At 43.2% G+C, this 18,982-nt stretch carries 22 protein-coding genes, 1 other RNA gene and 2 pseudogenes; 5 read left to right on the top strand and 20 right to left on the bottom strand.

Annotated elements, in window-relative coordinates; all coding sequences use genetic code 11:
* Positions 1 to 6: 6 nt before the first annotated feature.
* Both AC4HAI_RS04730 and AC4HAI_RS04725 read left to right on the top strand, forming a co-directional pair.
* A complete protein-coding gene (locus AC4HAI_RS04730) occupies positions 7 to 882 on the top strand; it encodes an RluA family pseudouridine synthase (RefSeq protein ID WP_491110766.1) in 876 nt (291 codons plus the stop codon).
* Positions 883 to 888: 6 nt separating this feature from the next.
* Positions 889 to 1,179, top strand: a complete 291-nt coding sequence (locus AC4HAI_RS04725) for a DUF975 family protein (RefSeq protein ID WP_491110639.1) — start codon at positions 889 to 891, stop codon at positions 1,177 to 1,179.
* 215 nt (positions 1,180 to 1,394) lie between these two features.
* Here the strand turns inward: AC4HAI_RS04725 and groL are convergent, their stop codons facing one another.
* From groL to AC4HAI_RS04690, 7 genes are all read right to left on the bottom strand, one after another.
* Entirely contained in the window at positions 1,395 to 3,023 is a 1,629-nt protein-coding gene (gene groL, locus AC4HAI_RS04720) for a chaperonin GroEL (protein ID WP_491110637.1), read from the bottom strand.
* A gap of 26 nt (positions 3,024 to 3,049) precedes the next feature.
* A complete protein-coding gene (groES, locus tag AC4HAI_RS04715) occupies positions 3,050 to 3,334 on the bottom strand; it encodes a co-chaperone GroES (RefSeq protein ID WP_491110635.1) in 285 nt (94 codons plus the stop codon).
* Positions 3,335 to 3,475: 141 nt separating this feature from the next.
* Positions 3,476 to 4,264: a Cof-type HAD-IIB family hydrolase gene (locus tag AC4HAI_RS04710; protein WP_491078563.1), complete on the bottom strand. Its 789-nt coding sequence runs from the start codon at positions 4,262 to 4,264 to the stop codon at positions 3,476 to 3,478.
* A 189-nt stretch (positions 4,265 to 4,453) separates the two neighbouring features.
* Positions 4,454 to 4,849, bottom strand: a complete 396-nt coding sequence (locus AC4HAI_RS04705) for a single-stranded DNA-binding protein (RefSeq protein ID WP_491078564.1) — start codon at positions 4,847 to 4,849, stop codon at positions 4,454 to 4,456.
* 239 nt (positions 4,850 to 5,088) lie between these two features.
* Positions 5,089 to 5,715: a YtpR family tRNA-binding protein gene (gene ytpR, locus AC4HAI_RS04700; RefSeq protein ID WP_491110633.1), complete on the bottom strand. Its 627-nt coding sequence runs from the start codon at positions 5,713 to 5,715 to the stop codon at positions 5,089 to 5,091.
* Between the two features lie 13 nt (positions 5,716 to 5,728).
* Entirely contained in the window at positions 5,729 to 6,046 is a 318-nt protein-coding gene (locus AC4HAI_RS04695; protein WP_491078566.1) for a thioredoxin family protein, read from the bottom strand.
* Complete coding sequence (locus tag AC4HAI_RS04690) at positions 6,039 to 6,326, bottom strand: DUF4651 domain-containing protein (protein WP_491110631.1); 288 nt, start codon at positions 6,324 to 6,326, stop codon at positions 6,039 to 6,041. The genes AC4HAI_RS04695 and AC4HAI_RS04690 overlap by 8 nt, the downstream gene beginning before the upstream one ends.
* A 135-nt stretch (positions 6,327 to 6,461) precedes the next feature.
* Here AC4HAI_RS04690 and pepA point away from each other — a divergent pair.
* Positions 6,462 to 7,513: pseudogene (pepA, locus tag AC4HAI_RS04685) on the top strand (glutamyl aminopeptidase).
* 65 nt (positions 7,514 to 7,578) lie between these two features.
* On the opposite strand, the gene AC4HAI_RS04680 reads toward pepA, so the two are convergent.
* From AC4HAI_RS04680 to AC4HAI_RS04645, 8 genes are all read right to left on the bottom strand, one after another.
* The gene (locus tag AC4HAI_RS04680; protein ID WP_491110629.1) at positions 7,579 to 8,298 is read right to left on the bottom strand and encodes a CPBP family intramembrane glutamic endopeptidase; all 720 of its coding nucleotides are present in this window, start codon (positions 8,296 to 8,298) and stop codon (positions 7,579 to 7,581) included.
* A gap of 148 nt (positions 8,299 to 8,446) precedes the next feature.
* Positions 8,447 to 8,641 (bottom strand): helix-turn-helix transcriptional regulator, encoded by a 195-nt coding sequence (locus AC4HAI_RS04675; protein WP_491078569.1) that lies wholly within the window; start codon positions 8,639 to 8,641, stop codon positions 8,447 to 8,449.
* The gene (locus AC4HAI_RS04670) at positions 8,638 to 9,321 is read right to left on the bottom strand and encodes a hypothetical protein (protein ID WP_491110628.1); all 684 of its coding nucleotides are present in this window, start codon (positions 9,319 to 9,321) and stop codon (positions 8,638 to 8,640) included. Before AC4HAI_RS04670 ends, AC4HAI_RS04675 begins: the two co-directional genes overlap by 4 nt.
* 157 nt (positions 9,322 to 9,478) lie before the next feature.
* A complete protein-coding gene (locus tag AC4HAI_RS04665) occupies positions 9,479 to 10,339 on the bottom strand; it encodes a DegV family protein (protein WP_491110627.1) in 861 nt (286 codons plus the stop codon).
* Positions 10,340 to 10,405: 66 nt separating this feature from the next.
* On the bottom strand, positions 10,406 to 10,924 hold the full coding sequence (locus tag AC4HAI_RS04660) for an NYN domain-containing protein (protein ID WP_491078573.1): 519 nt from the start codon (positions 10,922 to 10,924) through the stop codon (positions 10,406 to 10,408).
* Between the two features lie 15 nt (positions 10,925 to 10,939).
* Entirely contained in the window at positions 10,940 to 11,677 is a 738-nt protein-coding gene (gene rlmB / locus AC4HAI_RS04655; RefSeq protein ID WP_491078574.1) for a 23S rRNA (guanosine(2251)-2'-O)-methyltransferase RlmB, read from the bottom strand.
* On the bottom strand, positions 11,674 to 13,038 hold the full coding sequence (gene radA, locus AC4HAI_RS04650) for a DNA repair protein RadA (protein ID WP_491078719.1): 1,365 nt from the start codon (positions 13,036 to 13,038) through the stop codon (positions 11,674 to 11,676). The genes rlmB and radA overlap by 4 nt, the downstream gene beginning before the upstream one ends.
* Positions 13,039 to 13,060: 22 nt before the next feature.
* Entirely contained in the window at positions 13,061 to 13,507 is a 447-nt protein-coding gene (locus AC4HAI_RS04645; protein WP_491078575.1) for a dUTP diphosphatase, read from the bottom strand.
* Positions 13,508 to 13,769: 262 nt separating this feature from the next.
* On the opposite strand from AC4HAI_RS04645, the gene AC4HAI_RS04640 reads away from it, so the two are divergent.
* Complete coding sequence (locus tag AC4HAI_RS04640) at positions 13,770 to 14,798, top strand: NAD(P)H-dependent glycerol-3-phosphate dehydrogenase (protein WP_491110626.1); 1,029 nt, start codon at positions 13,770 to 13,772, stop codon at positions 14,796 to 14,798.
* Positions 14,799 to 14,820: 22 nt separating this feature from the next.
* Complete coding sequence (gene galU / locus AC4HAI_RS04635; protein ID WP_491110625.1) at positions 14,821 to 15,717, top strand: UTP--glucose-1-phosphate uridylyltransferase GalU; 897 nt, start codon at positions 14,821 to 14,823, stop codon at positions 15,715 to 15,717.
* A 405-nt stretch (positions 15,718 to 16,122) separates the two neighbouring features.
* Here galU and AC4HAI_RS04630 read toward each other — a convergent pair whose 3' ends face one another.
* The 5 genes and pseudogenes from AC4HAI_RS04630 to AC4HAI_RS04610 all read right to left on the bottom strand — a co-directional run.
* Positions 16,123 to 17,472 (bottom strand): glucose-6-phosphate isomerase, encoded by a 1,350-nt coding sequence (locus tag AC4HAI_RS04630; protein WP_491078578.1) that lies wholly within the window; start codon positions 17,470 to 17,472, stop codon positions 16,123 to 16,125.
* A gap of 221 nt (positions 17,473 to 17,693) precedes the next feature.
* An RNA gene (gene ffs, locus AC4HAI_RS04625) (signal recognition particle sRNA small type) lies at positions 17,694 to 17,791 on the bottom strand.
* A gap of 101 nt (positions 17,792 to 17,892) precedes the next feature.
* On the bottom strand, positions 17,893 to 18,267 hold the full coding sequence (locus tag AC4HAI_RS04620; RefSeq protein WP_491110624.1) for a hypothetical protein: 375 nt from the start codon (positions 18,265 to 18,267) through the stop codon (positions 17,893 to 17,895).
* Positions 18,268 to 18,277: 10 nt separating this feature from the next.
* The gene (locus tag AC4HAI_RS04615; protein WP_491110623.1) at positions 18,278 to 18,538 is read right to left on the bottom strand and encodes a hypothetical protein; all 261 of its coding nucleotides are present in this window, start codon (positions 18,536 to 18,538) and stop codon (positions 18,278 to 18,280) included.
* A 30-nt stretch (positions 18,539 to 18,568) separates the two neighbouring features.
* A pseudogene (locus AC4HAI_RS04610) lies at positions 18,569 to 18,982 on the bottom strand (hypothetical protein); the annotation flags it as partial.

Raw genomic sequence — 18,982 nt, 5'->3', positions numbered from 1 at the left:
ATGACTATGACAATTACCATTAAGCTGCCCGAGCATTTTAGAACCAGCACTGTCAAGGATTTGCTTGAATCGCATTGGCTGGTCCCTCGTAAGATCAGACATTTTCTACGAACCAAAAAGCACCTGCTAGTCAATCACTCTCCCATCAACTGGCAGAGTCCCGTCCAAGCAGGGGATGTTATTACTCTGCTGTTCGATGATGAAGACTATCCCCAAAAATCTATTCCGATGGGAGATCCAAAACTCATTGATGCCGTTTATGAAGACGAGCATCTCATTGTCGTCAATAAGCCTGAAGGAATGAAAACACATGGCAATGATCCAAGAGAGATTGCTCTGATCAATCATGTTTCTGCTTATGTCGGCAAGACCTGCTATGTCGTCCATCGTCTGGACAAGGAGACTAGCGGTCTGGTTCTCTTCGCTAAAAATCCTTTTGTCCTACCGATTCTTAATCGTCTGCTGGAAGATAAGAAAATTCGTCGTCAATACTGGGCATTGGTAGACGGAAACTTTAGGTCGGATTCTCTTAGCTATAAAGACTCAATTGGGCGCGATAGACATGATCGGCGCAAACGTATAGTCACCTCTAAGGGAGGACAGACAGCTATAACTCATGTCACCAAGTTAAAGTCTTTTAAGCACTGTACACTGGTCAACTGTCAGCTGGAGACTGGTCGTACCCACCAGATTCGTGTCCACCTTTCTTATCACGGTTATCCCTTAATTGGAGATCCTCTCTACCATCCTAATCCTTCCGGACGTCTGATGCTACATGCTCATGAGCTCACCTTTATTCATCCATTTACAGGAAAAACTATCGAGTGCTCTGTGACCTCTCAAAGCTTTGATCATCAATTACAGTCGCCTAGCCTGCTTTAAAGTCCGTTGCTTTGCGCAATTTCTTATGCTATGTCTAACTACATTGTCGATGATTTGGTCAGTCAAGGACGTCAAGTTGCTCCTACGGAGGCTATTACTAAATCACGTCAGTTGATGGACGGGCATAAGTTCGAATTATTTGTCCTGGATCTTAGCTTCTTGGGCTGGGCACTATTAGCCTTATTAACATTGGGAATTGGAAATCTTTGGTTGTCTCCTTACATTTATGCGACACGTGCGGAATTCTACCGTAAGCTAGTTCAAGAAAAGCCTGGTATCGTTACCGCTAATTTCTAATATTCTAGTCTATTAGCAAGTGCTCTGGATAAAAGTCTAAATCCGTTAGCATTATTCTAGATCTACCAATTGGACGCCCCTTATCCCTTGTTAGACAAGTGATAGCGGTCAACCTATACTAGTAAGATGAACTTACTGTTCATCTCATTCTCTCATAAAAAAGAGCAGCGTTTCATCGCTGCTCTTTTTTGTCTTTTCTGACTGATGATATTCTATTACATCATGCCACCCATCATACCTGGGTCCATGGCAGGAGCGCTAGAACCTGCTGATTCTTCTGGATGATCAGCCACAACAGCTTCTGTTGTCAAGATTAGACTAGCTACTGAGGCTGCGTTTTGGAGGGCAGAGCGACTAACTTTGACAGGGTCAATAATACCTGCTTCAACCATGTCTACCCAGCTTCCATCAGCAGCGTTGAAGCCTGTTCCAAGCTCACTGCTTTTCAATTTTTCAATAACGACAGATCCTTCGTAGCCAGCATTGCGGGCAATTTGGCGGACTGGTTCTTCCAAGGCACGCAGAACGATATTGCGTCCAGTGGCTTCATCACCATCAACCTCAATAGCCGCAACATTTTTAATGACATTGACAAGGGCTGTACCACCACCGGCTACAATCCCTTCTTCAACAGCGGCACGAGTGGCATTGAGGGCATCTTCGATGCGGAGTTTCATTTCTTTCAATTCGGTTTCAGTTGCTGCCCCGACCTTGATGACAGCAACACCACCAGACAGTTTAGCCAGACGTTCTTGTAATTTTTCACGATCAAACTCTGACGTTGTGGTTGCTAATTGTGATTTAATCACATTAACACGATCAGCAATAGCTGAGGCTTGACCAGCTCCTTCAACGATAACTGTTGAATCTTTATCAATAGTCACTCTGGCTGCTTGACCTAGAGTAGCCATGCTAGCATCTTTGAGTTCAAGTCCAAGGTCTTCAGTGATCACTGTACCACCTGTCAAGATAGCAATGTCCTCCAGCATGGCCTTACGGCGATCACCAAATCCTGGCGCCTTCACTGCTACAACGTTGAAGGTTCCACGAATCTTGTTAAGAACAAGAGTCGGAAGCGCTTCTCCATCGACATCATCGGCAATGATCAAGAATGGACGATTGGTCTTAAGGACTTCTTCTAACAAGGGTAAGACTTCTTGAATATTTGAAATTTTCTTATCGGTAATCAAGATGTAAGGATTTTCAAGATCAGCGACCATTTTTTCGTTATCAGTTACCATATATTGAGAAAGGTAACCACGGTCAAATTGCATCCCTTCAACAACATCTAACTCAGTCTCCATACCACGAGATTCCTCGATGGTGATGACACCGTCGTTGCCAACTTTTTCCATGGCTTCTGAGATGTATTCCCCAACCTTTTCGGAACGGGAAGAGACAGCTGCTACCTGAGCGATAGCCTCTTTGCCAGACACGGGCTGAGCATTAGTTTTCAAGCCTTCCACAGCTGCTGATACAGCCTTTTCAATCCCACGACGAATACCGATTGGATTAGCACCAGCTGTGACATTTTTAAGCCCTTCACGGACAATGGCTTGTGTCAAGACAGTCGCTGTTGTTGTTCCGTCTCCGGCAATATCATTGGTTTTTGAAGCTACTTCTGAAACCAATTTGGCTCCCATATTTTCAAAATGATCTTCTAATTCGATCTCTTTAGCAATAGTCACACCGTCGTTGGTAATCAAGGGTGACCCAAATGATTTTTCTAGTACGACATTGCGTCCCTTAGGGCCAAGCGTTACCTTGACAGTGTCAGCCAAAGCATCTACACCACGCACCATAGCAGAACGTGCATCTGATGAAAATTTAATATCTTTTGCCATAATGATTTACCTCTCTTATGTTTGAATTAGTCTATAATCGCCAAAATGTCTGCTTCACGAATGATAGTGACCTTATCGTCACCATCTTTAACTTCCAGACCTGAGCCGTTCTCAACCAATACTTTATCCCCTTGGGACACACTTGGAGCAATAAGCTCACCAGTCAATGTACGAGCACCCTGGCCAACTGTCAAGACCTTGGCTGCTTTTGCGGCTTCATGTGAACCACCGGCCAAGACAAAACCACTTGCCGTTGTTTCTTCTACTTCTTCAAATTTTACAACAATACGATCACCTAATGGTTTTAACATAATAGACCTCCAATATTTTTTAGCACTCTTATCTTTCGAGTGCTAATTACAGTTATTATTCTATCATTTGGTCAAAAATAGTCAAGAAAAAAGCCTTACTTTATTCTTGGCTTTTTTGATTATTCTTTGATCTGGGCGCTATCACACGATTTTGTCCAGAGCTGCCGCAATGCCATCATGATTATGATCCAGAGTAATATTGCCTATACGTTCCTTTAAGGCTTCAGGTGCATTACCCATGACAAAGGCCTGTCCTACTGTCTCCAGCATCTCTAAGTCATTATAGTTATCTCCAAAGGCAATGGTATCTTCCATAGCTACCTGATAATAGTCAGCAAACTCAGCTACTGCTTGTCCCTTGTCAATACCAGCAGCCATAATTTCAATTAGATGGGGTAGAGACTTGGCGATAGAAAGATTGGTGAATTCATCCTTTAAGATCTGCATGACCTTATCTGTCTTATCTACTGGACACATGACCAGAACCTTATGAGCTTCTGTTAAATTTGTCAGTTCAGATAGCTCTACTGGCGTTGATTTTAGACCAACGACATCTTCTTCCTTGGCAACCAGGCTGTGAGCTTGCTTGGAGGAATACCAATCTTGATAGGAGTAGATATTCCAAGCTAAATCACTCCCTATCTCCTCGATTTTTTGAGCCACTGAAATAGCTGTCGTCATCGCTAGTGAATGAGAGGCGATCGTTTGTTTATCGTCTGTCTGCAAAAGAGCACCATTGTAGGCGATGATAGGTGTGATCAAACCAAAGTCCTCGGTAATCGGTCGAATAGCTTCTGGCATACGGGCAGACACTGGGACAAATAAGAATCCCTTGTCGACACTAGCCTTGATACTTGCCTGAGTCTTTGGTGTTACGATATGGTCTTGATTTAAAAGTGTTCCATCAATATCACTGAAAATAATTGGCATTGCAACTCCTCCTTGTGCCTTATCAGGGCTAGTATAGCACATTGTGAAAGGGCTTTCAATTTGTTTTTATTTCTTTTCTCTATTTCAAAACAAAACAAGCACCCAATAAAAAGGGCACTTGCTTATTCATGTAATTTTTTTGAAAGATAGTTTTGGGATAGGAAAATAAAGACATTATTTAAGATAAGGTTAGAAGGGGAGTTCTTCCGATTCTAATACAAGGTCGGTCAAATCATTGTTTCCATTGTTCTCCCTCATGGCTCTTTGAGCTCTGCTCTCTAGGAGCTGGAAGGTTTGTCCTAGAACCTCGGTCACATAATGCGTTTGACCGTCTTTTTCATAGTGTCGCGTTCTTATTTCACCGTCAAGGGATAGAAGACTTCCCTTACTCGCATAGGCAACCAAAGTCTCTGCTAGCTTTCCCCAAAAGACGACGCTGATAAAGTCAGCTTGGCGCTCTCCATCCTGAGACTTGAAGCGCCGATTTACAGCTATCGTCATATGAGTGACGGAACGATCACTCGAGGTCTTAACTAGCTCTGGCTTGGCTACCAAACGACCGATGAGTACGACTTTGTTGTACATATTTTCACCTCCTACTTATCTATCCGTAATTTATTTTGAAAATAAGGATATTTTTTGAAAAAAATAAAAAAATCAGTAAAAACTGATTGATTTCTATAAGATTAGGCTATTGGGTTAATTACTCTTTTCGTAATCTCCGATTTTCTAATATGAGATGAGACTGCAATAAAGTCTGTCTGGATACAGAAATTAGCATTCAAAAAGAGGGGATTAACACATTTAATTAAATTAACAGGGACTTAATTTTTCCAGTGCTTTTCTGGATCAAAGGCTTCTCCAACTAAGGCTGTATCTTCTAATTCGATGATGCCACGCTTTTGAGGCGCATTGGGTAAGGCCAGCTCACGTGGAGAGCACATCATCCCGTAGCTGTCTTCACCACGAAGCTTGCCTGGAAAAATCAAATTCCCACTTGGCATCATGGCACCTGGCAGGGCTACAATCGTTTTGAGACCAACCCTTGCATTAGGGGCACCTGCTACAATTTGCACCATTTTATCTGGTCCAATTTTGACTTGGCAAATATTGAGATGGTCGCTATCAGGATGCGCTGCCATTTCGGTAATCTGTCCCACCACAAAGACAGGAGAAGGAGCCCCTTCAAGTCTTTCCTCAAAGCCTTCTTTTTCAAGCTCTTGATTGAGAATAGCCACGTCCTCATCCTTTGGGAAAACTTGACCATTGCCATCGATTGTGATGAGGCTAGATGCTTCAAAAATATTCCAAGCTAGCGTTTTCCCTGTCTCGGACTCAAAGATCCGTGCCACCTTACCTCTGCGCTCAACCTCACGCTTGAGTGCCTTTGTATCCTGAAGGATGACCATCAAGACATCACCAACTTGTTTTTTATTGTATGCAAAAATCATGTCTTTCCTTCCTTTACTTTAGTCCGCTGAGGAACTGATTGATTTCTTCTTTGGTTTTTCTCAGTTTATTGACCAGACGGCCAATTTCCTTGCCATTTTCAAGGACTACTAGGCTAGGAATACCAAAAATATCCCACTGCTGAGCTACTGGCATAAAGGCATCACGATCTACCTGAATAAAGGTATAATCAGGATTAGCTGCCTCGATCTCAGGAAGAGCAGGATAGATAAACTGACAATCAGGGCACCAATCTGCCGTAAAAAGAAAAACGTATTTTCCCTCTTTTTCGACATAGGCCGCTAAGTCTTCTAAACTCTCTGGCTTAATCATGGTCTTCCTCCTGATAGCTAATAGCACCTGCATCATAAATGAAGTCCAAAACGCGACCATCTTCAAAGACGAGACCGCCCTTTAGGAGATTGCCTTGGGAAGCATAGCTCTTGATAAAGAGGACTTGAATTGTTCCCATAGTTTCAAAATAGGTACGAATCTCTTGGAGTTGACGCTTAACTTTTTGAGTCTCCACCTGCTTTTGAAGATGATAGCCTAGAGCAGCCAGACCAGCTAGACCCACTAGAGCAGATGTTAGTACTAATTTTTTTGATTTCATGCCATCCATTTTAACACAAATGCAGGACTAAAGCGACCTGCAAGAAGATAAGTTGAATTGGATTTTAGTCGGAAAAATCAAGTCAGGTTTGTAATCACTTTGTGCTACAATAGGTTTATAGAATCGAGGTAAATGATGACAGATTTATTTTCAAAAATTCAAGAAGTTACTGCTCTCAAAGGGATCGCTGGCTATGAACATCAGGTTCGTGATTTTTTACGTCAAAAAATGATCTCGACTGTCGATCGCATCGAAACGGATGGGCTAGGGGGGATCTTTGGCGTTAAAGAGAGTTCTCAAAATAATGCCCCACGAATCATGGTAGCTGCTCATATGAATGAGGTCGGCTTTATGGTCAGTGAGATCAAGCCAGACGGTACCTTGCGGGCTGTGGCTGTCGGTGGCTGGAATCCTCTGGTCATCAGCTCACAGCGCTTTAGTCTCTTTACGAGACAGGGACGTGAAATTCCTCTTATTTCAGGCTCTGTTCCGCCACATTTCCTACGTGGTAAAGATGGGCAAAGCAAGCTCCCTGATGTTTCAAGTATTATTTTCGATGGTGGCTTCACAGATAAGGATGAGGTTCTAGCCTACGGTATCGCACCAGGAGATATAATCGTTCCTGATAGTCAGGCTATACTGACGGCTAATGGCAAAAACATTATCAGCAAGGCCTGGGATAATCGCTATGGTGTCCTCATGGTCAGTGAATTGTTGGAGAATCTAAAAGGACAAGAATTACCAAATACTTTAATCGCTGGTGCCAATGTTCAAGAGGAGGTTGGTCTGCGACTCAATTTGATCCTGATCTCTTCTTTGCTGTTGACTGTTCACCGGCAGGGGATGTTTATGGAGATCAAGGACATATCGGTGATGGTACTTTGATCCGTTTTTATGACCCAGGGCATATTATGCTCAAGGACATGCGGGACTTTCTACTGACAACTGCTGAGGAAGCTGGTGTCAACTATCAGTACTATGCTGCTAAGGGAGGAACTGATGCTGGGGCAGCTCATCTACAAAATCGTGGTATCCCATCCACAACCATCGGTGTCTGCGCTCGCTATATCCACTCCCATCAGACACTTTACAATATGGATGACTTCTACCAGGCACAGAACTTCCTACAAGCTATCATCAAGAAATTGGATCGCTCGACAGTAGATACTATCAAGGCTTATCGTTAAATCACCAACTTAAAACGCACTTTTTGCGAATTGCAAAAAGTGCGTTTTTATAAAAGAAAATTCTATTAGAACATAGCATATATAATGATAGTGCTTATAATATTGTTTAGCATATGAAGAGCAATGCTGTACTCCAAACGATTATAACGATAGGTAAACCAGCCGATCACGAGGCCCATGCCTACATAAGTCACCAAGGCTCCCCAACTATCTGGAAAATGAAAGAGGCCAAATAGTAAGCTAACTAGCAAGTATCCCCACCAGGTATTGTCAAAGATTCCCTTTTGGAAAAATCCTCGGAAGGTTAGTTCCTCAGTTATAGGAGCCACAAAACCTGTAAATATCAGCATATAGATGAAAGGACTGGCTTTAGCTATCTCCTCAAGGGCCGTTTGATTGGCCGTATCGCTCTTTCCTTGCAACTCCATGAGCCAGCTTCCCAATGTGTTAATCCCTAGCATGGCTATATAGCCTAGGAGGAGGCCCCCGATGAGCAACTTCCAATTCAAGCCCTCTTTATGGATCAACTTGTAATGCTTGAGCAACCAGACCGATAACCCTGTAATGATCAGGTCGATTACAATTAATATCCCTATCTGCCAAGCAGGTAAGTGGATCTTGAGGATGTCTTCAACATTAGACGCATCCATACCCTTGGCGGCTGCAATAATCCCTTGGAAAATTTGCATTATCACTCCAGACGCTTGCTCACCTGCTAGAACAGCAAGGGCTAGTCCAAAGTATAACAGGCGATCATACCAACGTTTCTTTTGTGTTTCTACCATAAATTTCTTTCCTTTTCTATCTCAGATTTTCAAGACAGGGTCAGATTAGACTCCCGTATAACCCAGACCCAGACTGACTGACGAACGTTTTATGTCCTCTATTCTAGCATATTGTTAGGAGAGAGGGTAGCTCTTTTTTATTGGCCCACTAGTCCTGCCAAAAAAGCTCATCTAAAGACTTATCCAATGCCTTGCAAATGGCTATACAGAGGTTGATCGTGGGATTGTAGTCCCCTTTTTCAATGGCTGAGATGGTCTGGCGCGATACCCCAACCGCATCTGCTAGGGCTTGCTGGGTGAGGTCCTTGCCTGCTCGGGCTGATTTTAGTCGCAAGTTTTTCATTCCTGATCCTCTTTTTTGTCTTTATAAAAACGGTAGAGAATAGAGATACCCATAGCAAAGTCAGCCAAGGCAATCACGCCCAGACCACCTGCCCCATGCTCAGAAAAGAAGTCCCATTTACCTGTAACGGCTTCTAGGATCAAGAGAAAGGCAATCACGCCCAGACCAGATAGGATAGAAAACCAGCCAAATACCTTAGCGTATTTAGCATAACGCCCGAAGCGCTGATCGGTAAAAAGACTGGCTCCTCTGGCAGTTGACAGTGATGTAACAATAGCTGCTCCTCCCCACATAGCCAAGTTTATGATAAAATCGGCGGATATGACCGGTTCTAGAAAGGTATGGGTATAAAGGACAGCTACCATAAACCAAAAGGCTGGGATATAACTAGATCGATAGATTTGAAGTTGACGTTCATCATAAGCCGGCTGTTTTTTTATCTTTTGAACATCTGGATCATCCTCAATTCCAGCCTCGATTTTTTCCTGAATAGCTCTAGCTTTTTTAAATCCCCAGGCTAAAGCAACCAGCATTCCTGTAAATAATAGTACTCCTAAGCCGGCTAGAATTCGTCCAGCTAAATCCCTAGCTACTATGAATCTCACTATCATGACAAGGTCTATAAAAGCTGTGCCACTTAGAAAAATCACTTGGCTTTTAACAAGATTTTGTTTGTTCATGGTGCGCCTCCTAAATACTAGCGTCATTTTCTACTCTTTAAGAATAATAGTCTATCGACTTTTTGTCAACTATATCTTACAAAAAATATTTTATAAACGTCATTTTGCTAAACTTGGCTAAAAAAATCCTCTGGGCAATCTGTCCAGAGGATACTTATTATCTAGGATTCTGACCCATGGTAAAGATGGCCAGGGTATTTGGTCCAACGTGGGCTGAAATGATTGGACCTAAAGGCATGACAAGTACTCGGGAGATAGCAGGGCTCTCTAGCAACTGCTCCTTGAGAGACTGGGCTGCGGCTTGGTCATTAGCATAACTAACGATGGCTGTTGTCTCTTTAACGTCTGTGAGAGCATGGGCAAGCATTTCTTTCATAGCTTTTTTGCGGCCACGGATCTTAGCTAGAGGCACCAGATAACCTTGGCTATCCAGCCACAGCAAGGGCTTGATATTGACCAGGCTACCTATGACAGCTGAACTCTTAGATAAGCGCCCCCCACGCATCAAATGGTAAAGATCATCTACTAAGAAATAAGTACGCAAACGAGGCAGGATGTCCTGTATACGCTCCATGGTCGCCTCTAAGCTGGCACCTTCCTTTAGCATGTCAGCAGCTACCATGGACAGGTAGCCTTCACCCCCTGAAGCAGCTCTGGTATCAATAATCTCAATTTGGGCTTCTGGAAAATCTTCTAAAACCAAATCACGGGCAATGGTACTGCTTTGATAGGTTCCAGAAAGTACGGAAGAAAAGGCCAAGTAGAGCACTGGCTGTCCTTTTTGTGCATAGGTGCGAAAGGCTGCTTCAAATTGACCGACATTGACCTGACTGGTCACTGGCTTAGCGCCGTTATTCATAGCATCTAGAAGCTTATCGCTGGTCAAACGTCCTTCCCCGACTGTCGGATACGTCGTCCCATCCAAGGTAATGGTCAAACCTAGAATATCAATGTCATTTTGAGCGGCCCAATCTTCATCAAGGTCAGCCGTCGAATCCGTTATAATCTTAAATGTCATAGTCATCTCCATCTGTTTTTCAATGGCTTATTATACCAAAAAAGGTAGACCTTGCCTACCTATGATTTATTTCAAATCATCCATCAACTTTTTGAGTTGGCTCAGTTGGTCCTCGTTGAAAGAGCCCAGTTTGGGTGTGTAGAGGTCGATGTGATCAGTCATCTTGTCCAAGTCAGATTTGACGACATTAACACGTTCTTCCAGTTCACGCGCAGATACTCTCAGGGCACCTTGAGAAAAGATCGTCCACTGCTCATTAAGATCACTTGTGGCGACTTCGACAAGATTAAGGGCTGTATTTAGCTCTGCTGCTGCTCGCTCGATATAATCATCTGCCGTTTCGTCTTCTTCAGTAAAGATAATGCTGAGCTGGTAATCATCATAGCGTTGACGACTGCCCGGAACGTACTGGGCATCAAAAACACAGATAATCTCGATATGCTCAAAGCTGGCATAGTGACTGAGCTTATTGAGTAAAATATCTCTAGCTGCTTCTAGCTGATTGGTCTTAAAGTACTGGTGTGTTTCCTGCCAGAATGCAATCATATTGTAGCCGTCCACTAACAGTATCTTGCGCTTGGGCATAAGACTTCCTCTCGTTTATAATTTATTGCGAAAAACCTCATACATGAGAATAGCTGCTGCTACACTGGCATTGAGGCTTTGAACATGACCATCCATAGGAATCGTGATCATTTCATCAACGTGTTTTTTAATATTGGCAGAAATTCCCTTGCCTTCATTTCCGATAATAAGAGCTAACTTTCCTGAAGTGTTCCATTGAGTCGAGGGAGTGCCATCCATATCTGTCCCAAAGACCCAGAAGCCAGCTTCTTTTAAGATATTCAGGGTCTGGCTAAGGTTGGTCACACGAGCAATGGGGACATGCTCAGCCGCCCCTGTTGCCGTTTTAGCGACAACAGGAGTGACACTGACAGCTCGATGCTTAGGAATAATGACGCCCGTCACTCCTGTCGCATCTGCTGTCCTCAAAATAGAGCCAAAGTTATGGGGGTCCGTCAGTCCATCTAGGATAAGGATCAGGGGGTTCTCCTCTTGATCTGCTTTTTCTAGAATGTTCGAGAGCTCACTGTAGGTAAACTCGGATACTCGTAGAACAAAGCCCTGATGGACAGCACCTTGGGTCATCTCTGCTAATTTTCTCTTGGGTGTCCAAGAGATAGCTACCTTTTTTTCAGTTGCTAACTCTTTGAGCTTGTCGACATTTTTTCCTTGCAGATCATCTTGGATATAGAGCTTATTTCCAGTATTAGCCTGAAGGCTTTCTGTCACAGCATGGACACCGTAGACAATGTCCGTTTCTTGATGTGTTTTCATGTAGTAAATACCTTTTTTAGGACTTGGCCTACTGTTGAGACACCGATCACTTCAATACCTTGAGGGGTGACTATATCAGACAGGCCTGTTTTAGGGACATAAATTTTTGTAAAGCCTAACTTGGCTGCCTCAGCAATCCGCTGCTCTAATCGATTGACCCGGCGTATCTCTCCCGTCAACCCAATCTCACCAATAAAGGCATCTTGTGGATTAGTGGGCAGTTCCTTGTAGCTGGAAGCAATAGCTACAGCTACAGCTAAATCGATGGCTGGCTCATCTAACTTTACCCCACCAGCTGATTTGAGATAGGCATCTTGATTTTGCAGTAAAAGACCACAACGCTTCTCCAAGACTGCCATGATCAAGCTGACTCTGTTGAAATCTAGTCCGGTCGTTGTTCGTTTAGCATTGCCGAAGACTGTGGGCGTCACTAAGGCCTGGACCTCTGCTAAGATAGGCCGGGTGCCTTCCATTGTCACAACGATAGCTGAACCGGTTGCGCCATCCAAGCGCTCCTCCAGAAAGACCTGACTAGGATTTAACACCTCTATTAAACCGCCAGAGCGCATTTCAAAAATACCGATTTCATTGGTTGAGCCAAAACGATTCTTGACGGCACGCAGGATACGAAAAGTATGATGGCGTTCCCCTTCAAAATAGAGAACAGTATCTACCATGTGTTCCAGCATACGAGGACCAGCTAACTGACCTTCCTTGGTCACGTGACCAACGATAAAGGTGGCAATATTATTCGTCTTAGCTAGCTGCATCAGCTCCGCCGTCACTTCACGCACCTGTGAGACCGATCCCTGAACACTTGTTACCTCAGGACTCATCACTGTCTGGATCGAATCGATGATCAAAAAGTCGGGCTGAAGACGCTCAATCTGCTCTCTAATATGCTGCATATTGGTCTCTGCATAGAGGTAAAACTCATTATCACTATCTCCCAAGCGCTCACTGCGCAATTTAATTTGCTCTGATGACTCCTCTCCGGAGACATAAAGGACCGTTCCTTGTGACGCTAATTGGATAGATACTTGAAGTAGCAGGGTCGATTTTCCAATTCCAGGATCTCCACCGATTAAGACTAGACTCCCTGGAACGACACCACCGCCTAAAACACGGTTAAACTCTTCCATGTCTGTTTTGCTTCTTGCATAATTGATCGAGCTTATATCCTTGAGCTTGGTTGGTTTGCTTTTTTCTCCTGTCAGACTGACTCTGGCATTCTTGACTTCAGCAACTTCTACTTCCTCAATAAAAGAAGACCAACTCCCACAGTTAGGACAACGTCCCAGATATTTAGGGGAATTGTAGCCACATTCTTGGCAGACGAAGGTTGATTTTTTCTTAGCGATCGTTGGTATCCTCCACTCTTAGTTAGTTTCCTGTCGAGCCAAAGCCGCCCGTACGCACTCCGTCAGCCTCGTCCCCATCAGCGATAAGAAAGGGGGCAAAGACAGCTTGCACGATGCGCTCACCGATGTCGAGGCTTACAGGTTCTTGGCTGATATTTTTCATCTGGGCAAAGATGTGCCCTTCATTATTAGGATTATCATAGTAATCCTTATCAATCACACCGACTGAATTGATCAGAACCAGCCCTTTCTTACGTGGATTTGATGAGCGATCAAAAAGATAGAGGACTTCTCCTGGCTGCATATAGGCTTTGACACCAGTTGGGACTAGAGCGATTTCTCCAGGCGCAATGGTCATAGGAGCAGCAACCTTCAAGTCATAACCTGCTGCATGAGCCGTCTCACGCTTGGGAAGGAGATCCAGCTCCTGATATTGGCTGACTAGCTGAAAACCACGAATTTTTGACATGTGTCACCTCAATTAAATTAATACTCTCATTATACTATATTCGTAAAATAAATGATAAAAGTGACTCCTTCCACCTCTTTTCGTATTTCTACCTCTTTTAAGCCAGAACAATCTTTCTCAACACCTAAGCCATAGCCATTTATTAGCTTTTCTTCAAATGCTTGATCCTACCTGACTTCCTCTCTTAAGAGTCAGCTGCAGTCTTTGTTTTCACTGCTTTTATGATATAATAGGTAGGATATTAGTATTATGGAGAATCGTTATGAAAAAACAAAAAATTGCTGTCCTAGGACCAGGTTCATGGGGAACTGCTCTTGCTCAAGTCCTAAATGACAATGGGCATGAGGTCCGTATCTGGGGAAATATTCCCGAGCAGATCGATGAGATCAATGACAGACATACTAACACCCTCTACTTTAAGGATATTGTACTGGACGAATCTATCAAAGCCTACAAAAGTTTGGAAGAGACCTTGGATGGGATTGATGCTGTTCTCTTTGTGGTTCCGACAAAGGTAACACGTTTAGTCGCTAAGCAGGTCGCTGAACTGCTAGATCACAAGGTTGTCATCATGCATGCCTCTAAGGGACTGGAACCTAGCACACATGAACGCCTATCCACTATCCTTGAAGAAGAGATCCCTAGCGATAAGCGTAGTGAAATCGTTGTAGTGTCCGGCCCAAGTCATGCTGAAGAGACTATTGTTCGCGATATCACTTTGATCACAGCGGCTTCTAAAGAACTCGAAACTGCTAAATATGTCCAATCTATCTTTAGCAATCGCTATTTCCGCCTCTATACCAATACCGATGTTATCGGCGTTGAGACTGCCGGTGCCCTTAAAAATATTATTGCTGTCGGGGCAGGAGCATTGCATGGTATGGGTTATGGAGATAACGCCAAAGCTGCAGTTATTACCCGTGGCTTAGCAGAGATCACCCGTCTGGGTGTCAAGATGGGGGCTGACCCTCTGACTTATAGCGGTTTATCTGGTGTCGGTGATTTAATCGTTACAGGAACGTCCATCCACTCGAGGAACTGGCGGGCTGGGGATGCCCTTGGACGTGGCGAAAAGTTAGAAGATATTGAACGCAATATGGGCATGGTCATCGAGGGTATCTCAACTACCAAGGTGGCTTACGAACTCGCCCAGCAACTCGGTGTCTACATGCCAATCACCACAGCCATTTATAAGGCCATTTATGAAGGGGCAGATGTCAAGGAATCTATTCTCAATATGATGTCTAATGAACTGCGCTCTGAAAATGAATGGCAAGAAGATCAACTGTAAATTTTAAAAGGATATCAAAACTATGCAAAAAGTTAGAAAAGCTGTTATTCCTGCTGCAGGTCTGGGAACACGATTTTTACCAGCTACCAAGGCACTTGCTAAGGAAATGCTGCCGATCGTTGACAAACCGACGATCCAATTCATTGTTGAAGAAGCGCTTAAATCCGGTATTGAGGAAATTTTGGTGGTTACCGGTAAGTCTAAGCGCTCAATCGAAGACCATTTCGATTCCAACTTTGAATTAGAATACAATTTAGAGCAAAAAGGAAAAACCGACCTCCTCAAGCTGGTCAATGATACCACCGCTATCAATCTTCATTTCATCCGCCAAAGTCATCCCCGTGGTCTGGGAGATGCAGTTCTTCAGGCTAAAGCTTTTGTTGGCAATGAACCGTTTGTGGTCATGCTAGGGGATGATCTGATGGATATCACTGATGAGTCAGCTGTGCCATTGACGAAACAATTAATCAAGGATTTCGAGGAGACTCATGCCTCTACTATCGCTGTCATGCCAGTCCCTCACGAGGAAGTCTCTGCTTATGGAGTTATCGCACCACAAGGGCAAGGAGATAAGGGACGCTACTCTGTCGAAACCTTCGTAGAGAAACCAGAACCAGAGGAGGCACCCAGTGACTTAGCTATCATCGGACGTTACCTTTTGACACCTGAGATTTTCGATATTCTGGAAAATCAAAAACCAGGCGCTGGTAACGAAGTTCAGCTCACCGATGCCATTGATAGGCTCAATAAAACACAGCGTGTCTTTGCTCATGAGTTTACTGGTAAGCGCTATGATGTCGGTGATAAATTCGGCTTCATGAAAACATCGATTGACTATGCCTTGCAGCATCCGCAAGTTAAGGATGATTTGAAGCGCTATATTATTGAGTTGGGAAAAGAGCTCTCTTCTGAGAAGTAAGATAGACGTTTCAAATAGATGAAAAAGCAACGGACAAATTCCGTTGCTTTTTCTATTGATGAGGTAATCATAGTATGAATAAACCATTTGACAAAGAATTTTGAAATACTTCGACAGTCAAATACTCCGTATTAATATTCTACTCCGGACATTACTTCTACTTGAATTTAATGAAAAATATTGTATAGATGAACAAAAGAATTAATATAATAAAAGAAATCCCAGCTAGAATGAGCTTAGTTCTTCCTTCTTCCATTGGTCCGAGTACAAAATGGTTGAATATCCATAATAGTATAAATATTGTAAGTCCTATTAAAGTCTTAAGTAAAGTCGTTCTATTATACATTCTATTCTAACCTATTACAGCCAAGCACTTCTCGTATATTGAATGGGATTGTGTCTTTCTTACAAGCGTGCATTCAACTCAGCTGATAAGTCTTCAAAGCCAGGTTTACCAAGGAGGGCAAACATATTCTTCTTATAGGCTTCAACACCAGGTTGGTCAAATGGATTGACAGCATTGAGATAGCCTGATAGTCCGATGGCTAGCTCAAAGAAATAGATTAAAAATCCAAGGGTGAATTCATCTTGTCCCTTTATGGTCAAGAATGTATTGGGAACTCCCCCGTCTGTATGTGCCAATAAAACGCCATCAGTAGCTTTCTTATTGACAAAATCAACATCCTTACCTTGGAGGTAACCAAGACCATCGAGGTCCTCAGCCAGTTCAGGAATGGTAATGTTTTTACGTGGCTTGTCAACACGAATCACAGTCTCAAAAATGTTGCGGTAGCCTTCTTGGATAAATTGACCAAGAGAGTGTAAGTCTGTTGAGAAATTAGCTGAGGTTGGATAGATCCCTTTTTGATCTTTTCCTTCAGACTCTCCAGCTAGTTGTTTCCACCATTCCCCAAAGTATTGGAGTGAGGGTTCGTAGTTAGCCAAGATCTCCGTTACATAGCCCTTACGGTAAAGAATATTACGGATAGCAGCGTATTGGTAAGCTTCATTATTAGCAATTTGGTCTGACGTATAGGTCTTGCGAGCCGCATTAGCCCCTTCCATCAGTTTAGTAATGTCAGCTCCTGATGCAGCAATTGGCAAAAGTCCCACAGCTGTAAGAACTGAAAAACGTCCACCAACATTATCTGGAACTACAAAAGTTTCCCAGTTATTAGCATCAGCCTCTACTTTAACAGCACCCTTAACACGGTCTGTTGTAGCGTAGATACGCTTATTAGCCTCTTCTTGACCGTATTTTTTAACCAAGAGTTCTTTGAAAACACGAAAAGCAATGGCTGGCTCAGTAGTAGTCCCCGATTTGGAGATGACATTAACAGAGAATTCTTTATCTTGTACATAATCCACAAGATCAGCTAAATAGCTTGAAGAAATAGAGTTTCCAGCATAAAGAATTTGTGGTGCCTTGCGCTCCTGTGCTGTTTGAAGGTTGGCAAAGTGATTGTTCAAGAAGTCAATAGCAGCTTTGGCACCAAGATAAGATCCTCCGATACCGATCACAACAAGTACTTGGCTATCAGATTGAATCTTAGCAGCAGCTTTTTGGATACGGGCAAATTCGTCCTTATCATAATTCTCAGGAAGGTCCAACCAACCCAAAAAGTCAGCCCCTTGACCAGTTCCCTTACGAAGCATCTGATCAGCAACAGATACTTGAGGTTGCATGAAATCAATCTCTTGTTGGCTGATAAATGTATCTAGAATTTTTGAATAATCAAATGTAACTTGTACCATTACGTACACCCCTTTAAAATCTATAGTCCCATCTAGTTTACTCTTTTCTAAAGGATTTTTCAATCTTTTTGGGAGCATTCTGGATATTTTTGAAAACGGTAACAAAATAGTCTGAGACAAACGCTCAGACTCCCTATTCTTAGTATAAATTTACCAAATTTATCCTGCTCTTATATTTCATATAGGCTATCTATAGGATCCGGCGGCGCTGGATCTTAGGTGCAACTATATAAAAAAGAGCACACACCTGACATCGCTTAGGGCTGCTGGATTCCTCCCCTGACCCACTTCACGCACAAATGTTGCTCCGATAGGTATTATAGCATAAATTTGAAGCAGTGCCAATACTTACTTATGTCGCTAGCACTTAGGCTTATATTTTAAAATTTTTGACAATGACCGTGAATGAGTAAGATTATCTCACCAAGGAGATTTCTTCTCTTTTTCCTTAGCCATCTCTTCTTTAATAGCTTGTTGCCTGGCTTCCTCATAGACAGCCTCAACGTCATCATCGTAAGCTCGGCGCAGCTGAGCTTTCTGCTCTTCTAACTCATCCATTGTCCTATGAAAATCTGCCCGTTGATAATCCTCAGTAATCTCCATCTGGTTTAGATGACGCATAGATTCCTCAGGAATATCGCCTTCTAAAATGTCATAAACTTGCTCTTTGAGATGAGTACTCTCATGGAGAAAGTAGTCATAATCATCTTGAGCTTCTTCCATTTTACGATTCAGTGCCCGTTGATCCTCATCGTAGCGATCCTCAATCGCTTGTAATTTTCGCATATCTACCATAACGACACACCTACTTAATAGGATTTCTAAGATCCGGCTTCTGAATAGAGGAGAGGTAACCAGATGCTGCATCTGCTGCCTGACCTTCTAAAGCGCCAGCGATATTAGTCGCATAAGTCGTTTGTGCATAGGTCAGCATCTCCTGGGATAAGGTATCAAGTTTCTTTTGTAAGGCTTCACCATCCTTATGCAGTTTGTCTACGATACCAGAAACTGCTGCTCTAATCGCTTCACGTTCTTGCTCTTTTATTGCTTCATCAGCTTTACTCATAAAACTCCTTTCGTTTTCACACTTTTTACATTACAGATAGGGCATGGGTAAATTATTGAAATCGTCAGCTCCTTGGGCATCTACTGCTATCAGAGACTGGGCACAGTTGATCAAGCCTTGAGAAAATTGAGACATATTCGCTTGATACTGGGTAACACTGGAGATATCCAGCTCCTTAATGCCATTATCCCAGCGCTCTGCCATGGTCAGAGGCTCCATCAAGGTCTCTTTTTCTGCGTCGGATAAGTGCGTCCCCATATTGGCGATGAGCAGTCGATTGGTTTTAATCAGAATGATCGCAGACGCCTCAGCTCCTGCGATAAGACCAATAGCCTCTGCCACTTTGCCTGAAATATCAGCGTCGGCTACCTGTGTCGCCATATAGAGGAGCTCTGAGCGCAGTAAGATCCGCTGACCATAGTCAGCTGTCCCTTTGATCTTGGC

The sequence above is a fragment of the Streptococcus sp. ALY_208 genome, assembly GCF_058314295.1.
Note: the sequence above shows the minus strand (reverse complement) of the source record. Positions and strands in the feature narration are given on the sequence as shown.

Coding starts and splice junctions, on each gene's coding strand:
- AC4HAI_RS04730 (WP_491110766.1), top strand. CDS start 7: ATGACAATTACCATTAAGCTGCCCGAGCATTTTAGAACCAGCACTGTC.
- groL (WP_491110637.1), bottom strand. CDS start 3,023: ATGGCAAAAGATATTAAATTTTCATCAGATGCACGTTCTGCTATGGTG.
- groES (WP_491110635.1), bottom strand. CDS start 3,334: ATGTTAAAACCATTAGGTGATCGTATTGTTGTAAAATTTGAAGAAGTA.
- AC4HAI_RS04710 (WP_491078563.1), bottom strand. CDS start 4,264: ATGCCAATTATTTTCAGTGATATTGATGGAACACTTTTAAATCAAGAC.
- AC4HAI_RS04705 (WP_491078564.1), bottom strand. CDS start 4,849: ATGTACAACAAAGTCGTACTCATCGGTCGTTTGGTAGCCAAGCCAGAG.
- ytpR (WP_491110633.1), bottom strand. CDS start 5,715: ATGATTTTTGCATACAATAAAAAACAAGTTGGTGATGTCTTGATGGTC.
- AC4HAI_RS04695 (WP_491078566.1), bottom strand. CDS start 6,046: ATGATTAAGCCAGAGAGTTTAGAAGACTTAGCGGCCTATGTCGAAAAA.
- AC4HAI_RS04690 (WP_491110631.1), bottom strand. CDS start 6,326: ATGAAATCAAAAAAATTAGTACTAACATCTGCTCTAGTGGGTCTAGCT.
- AC4HAI_RS04680 (WP_491110629.1), bottom strand. CDS start 8,298: ATGGTAGAAACACAAAAGAAACGTTGGTATGATCGCCTGTTATACTTT.
- AC4HAI_RS04675 (WP_491078569.1), bottom strand. CDS start 8,641: ATGAAAAACTTGCGACTAAAATCAGCCCGAGCAGGCAAGGACCTCACC.
- AC4HAI_RS04670 (WP_491110628.1), bottom strand. CDS start 9,321: ATGAACAAACAAAATCTTGTTAAAAGCCAAGTGATTTTTCTAAGTGGC.
- AC4HAI_RS04665 (WP_491110627.1), bottom strand. CDS start 10,339: ATGACATTTAAGATTATAACGGATTCGACGGCTGACCTTGATGAAGAT.
- AC4HAI_RS04660 (WP_491078573.1), bottom strand. CDS start 10,924: ATGCCCAAGCGCAAGATACTGTTAGTGGACGGCTACAATATGATTGCA.
- rlmB (WP_491078574.1), bottom strand. CDS start 11,677: ATGAAAACACATCAAGAAACGGACATTGTCTACGGTGTCCATGCTGTG.
- AC4HAI_RS04645 (WP_491078575.1), bottom strand. CDS start 13,507: ATGTCAAAAATTCGTGGTTTTCAGCTAGTCAGCCAATATCAGGAGCTG.
- AC4HAI_RS04640 (WP_491110626.1), top strand. CDS start 13,770: ATGAAAAAACAAAAAATTGCTGTCCTAGGACCAGGTTCATGGGGAACT.
- galU (WP_491110625.1), top strand. CDS start 14,821: ATGCAAAAAGTTAGAAAAGCTGTTATTCCTGCTGCAGGTCTGGGAACA.
- AC4HAI_RS04630 (WP_491078578.1), bottom strand. CDS start 17,472: ATGGTACAAGTTACATTTGATTATTCAAAAATTCTAGATACATTTATC.
- AC4HAI_RS04620 (WP_491110624.1), bottom strand. CDS start 18,267: ATGGTAGATATGCGAAAATTACAAGCGATTGAGGATCGCTACGATGAG.
- AC4HAI_RS04615 (WP_491110623.1), bottom strand. CDS start 18,538: ATGAGTAAAGCTGATGAAGCAATAAAAGAGCAAGAACGTGAAGCGATT.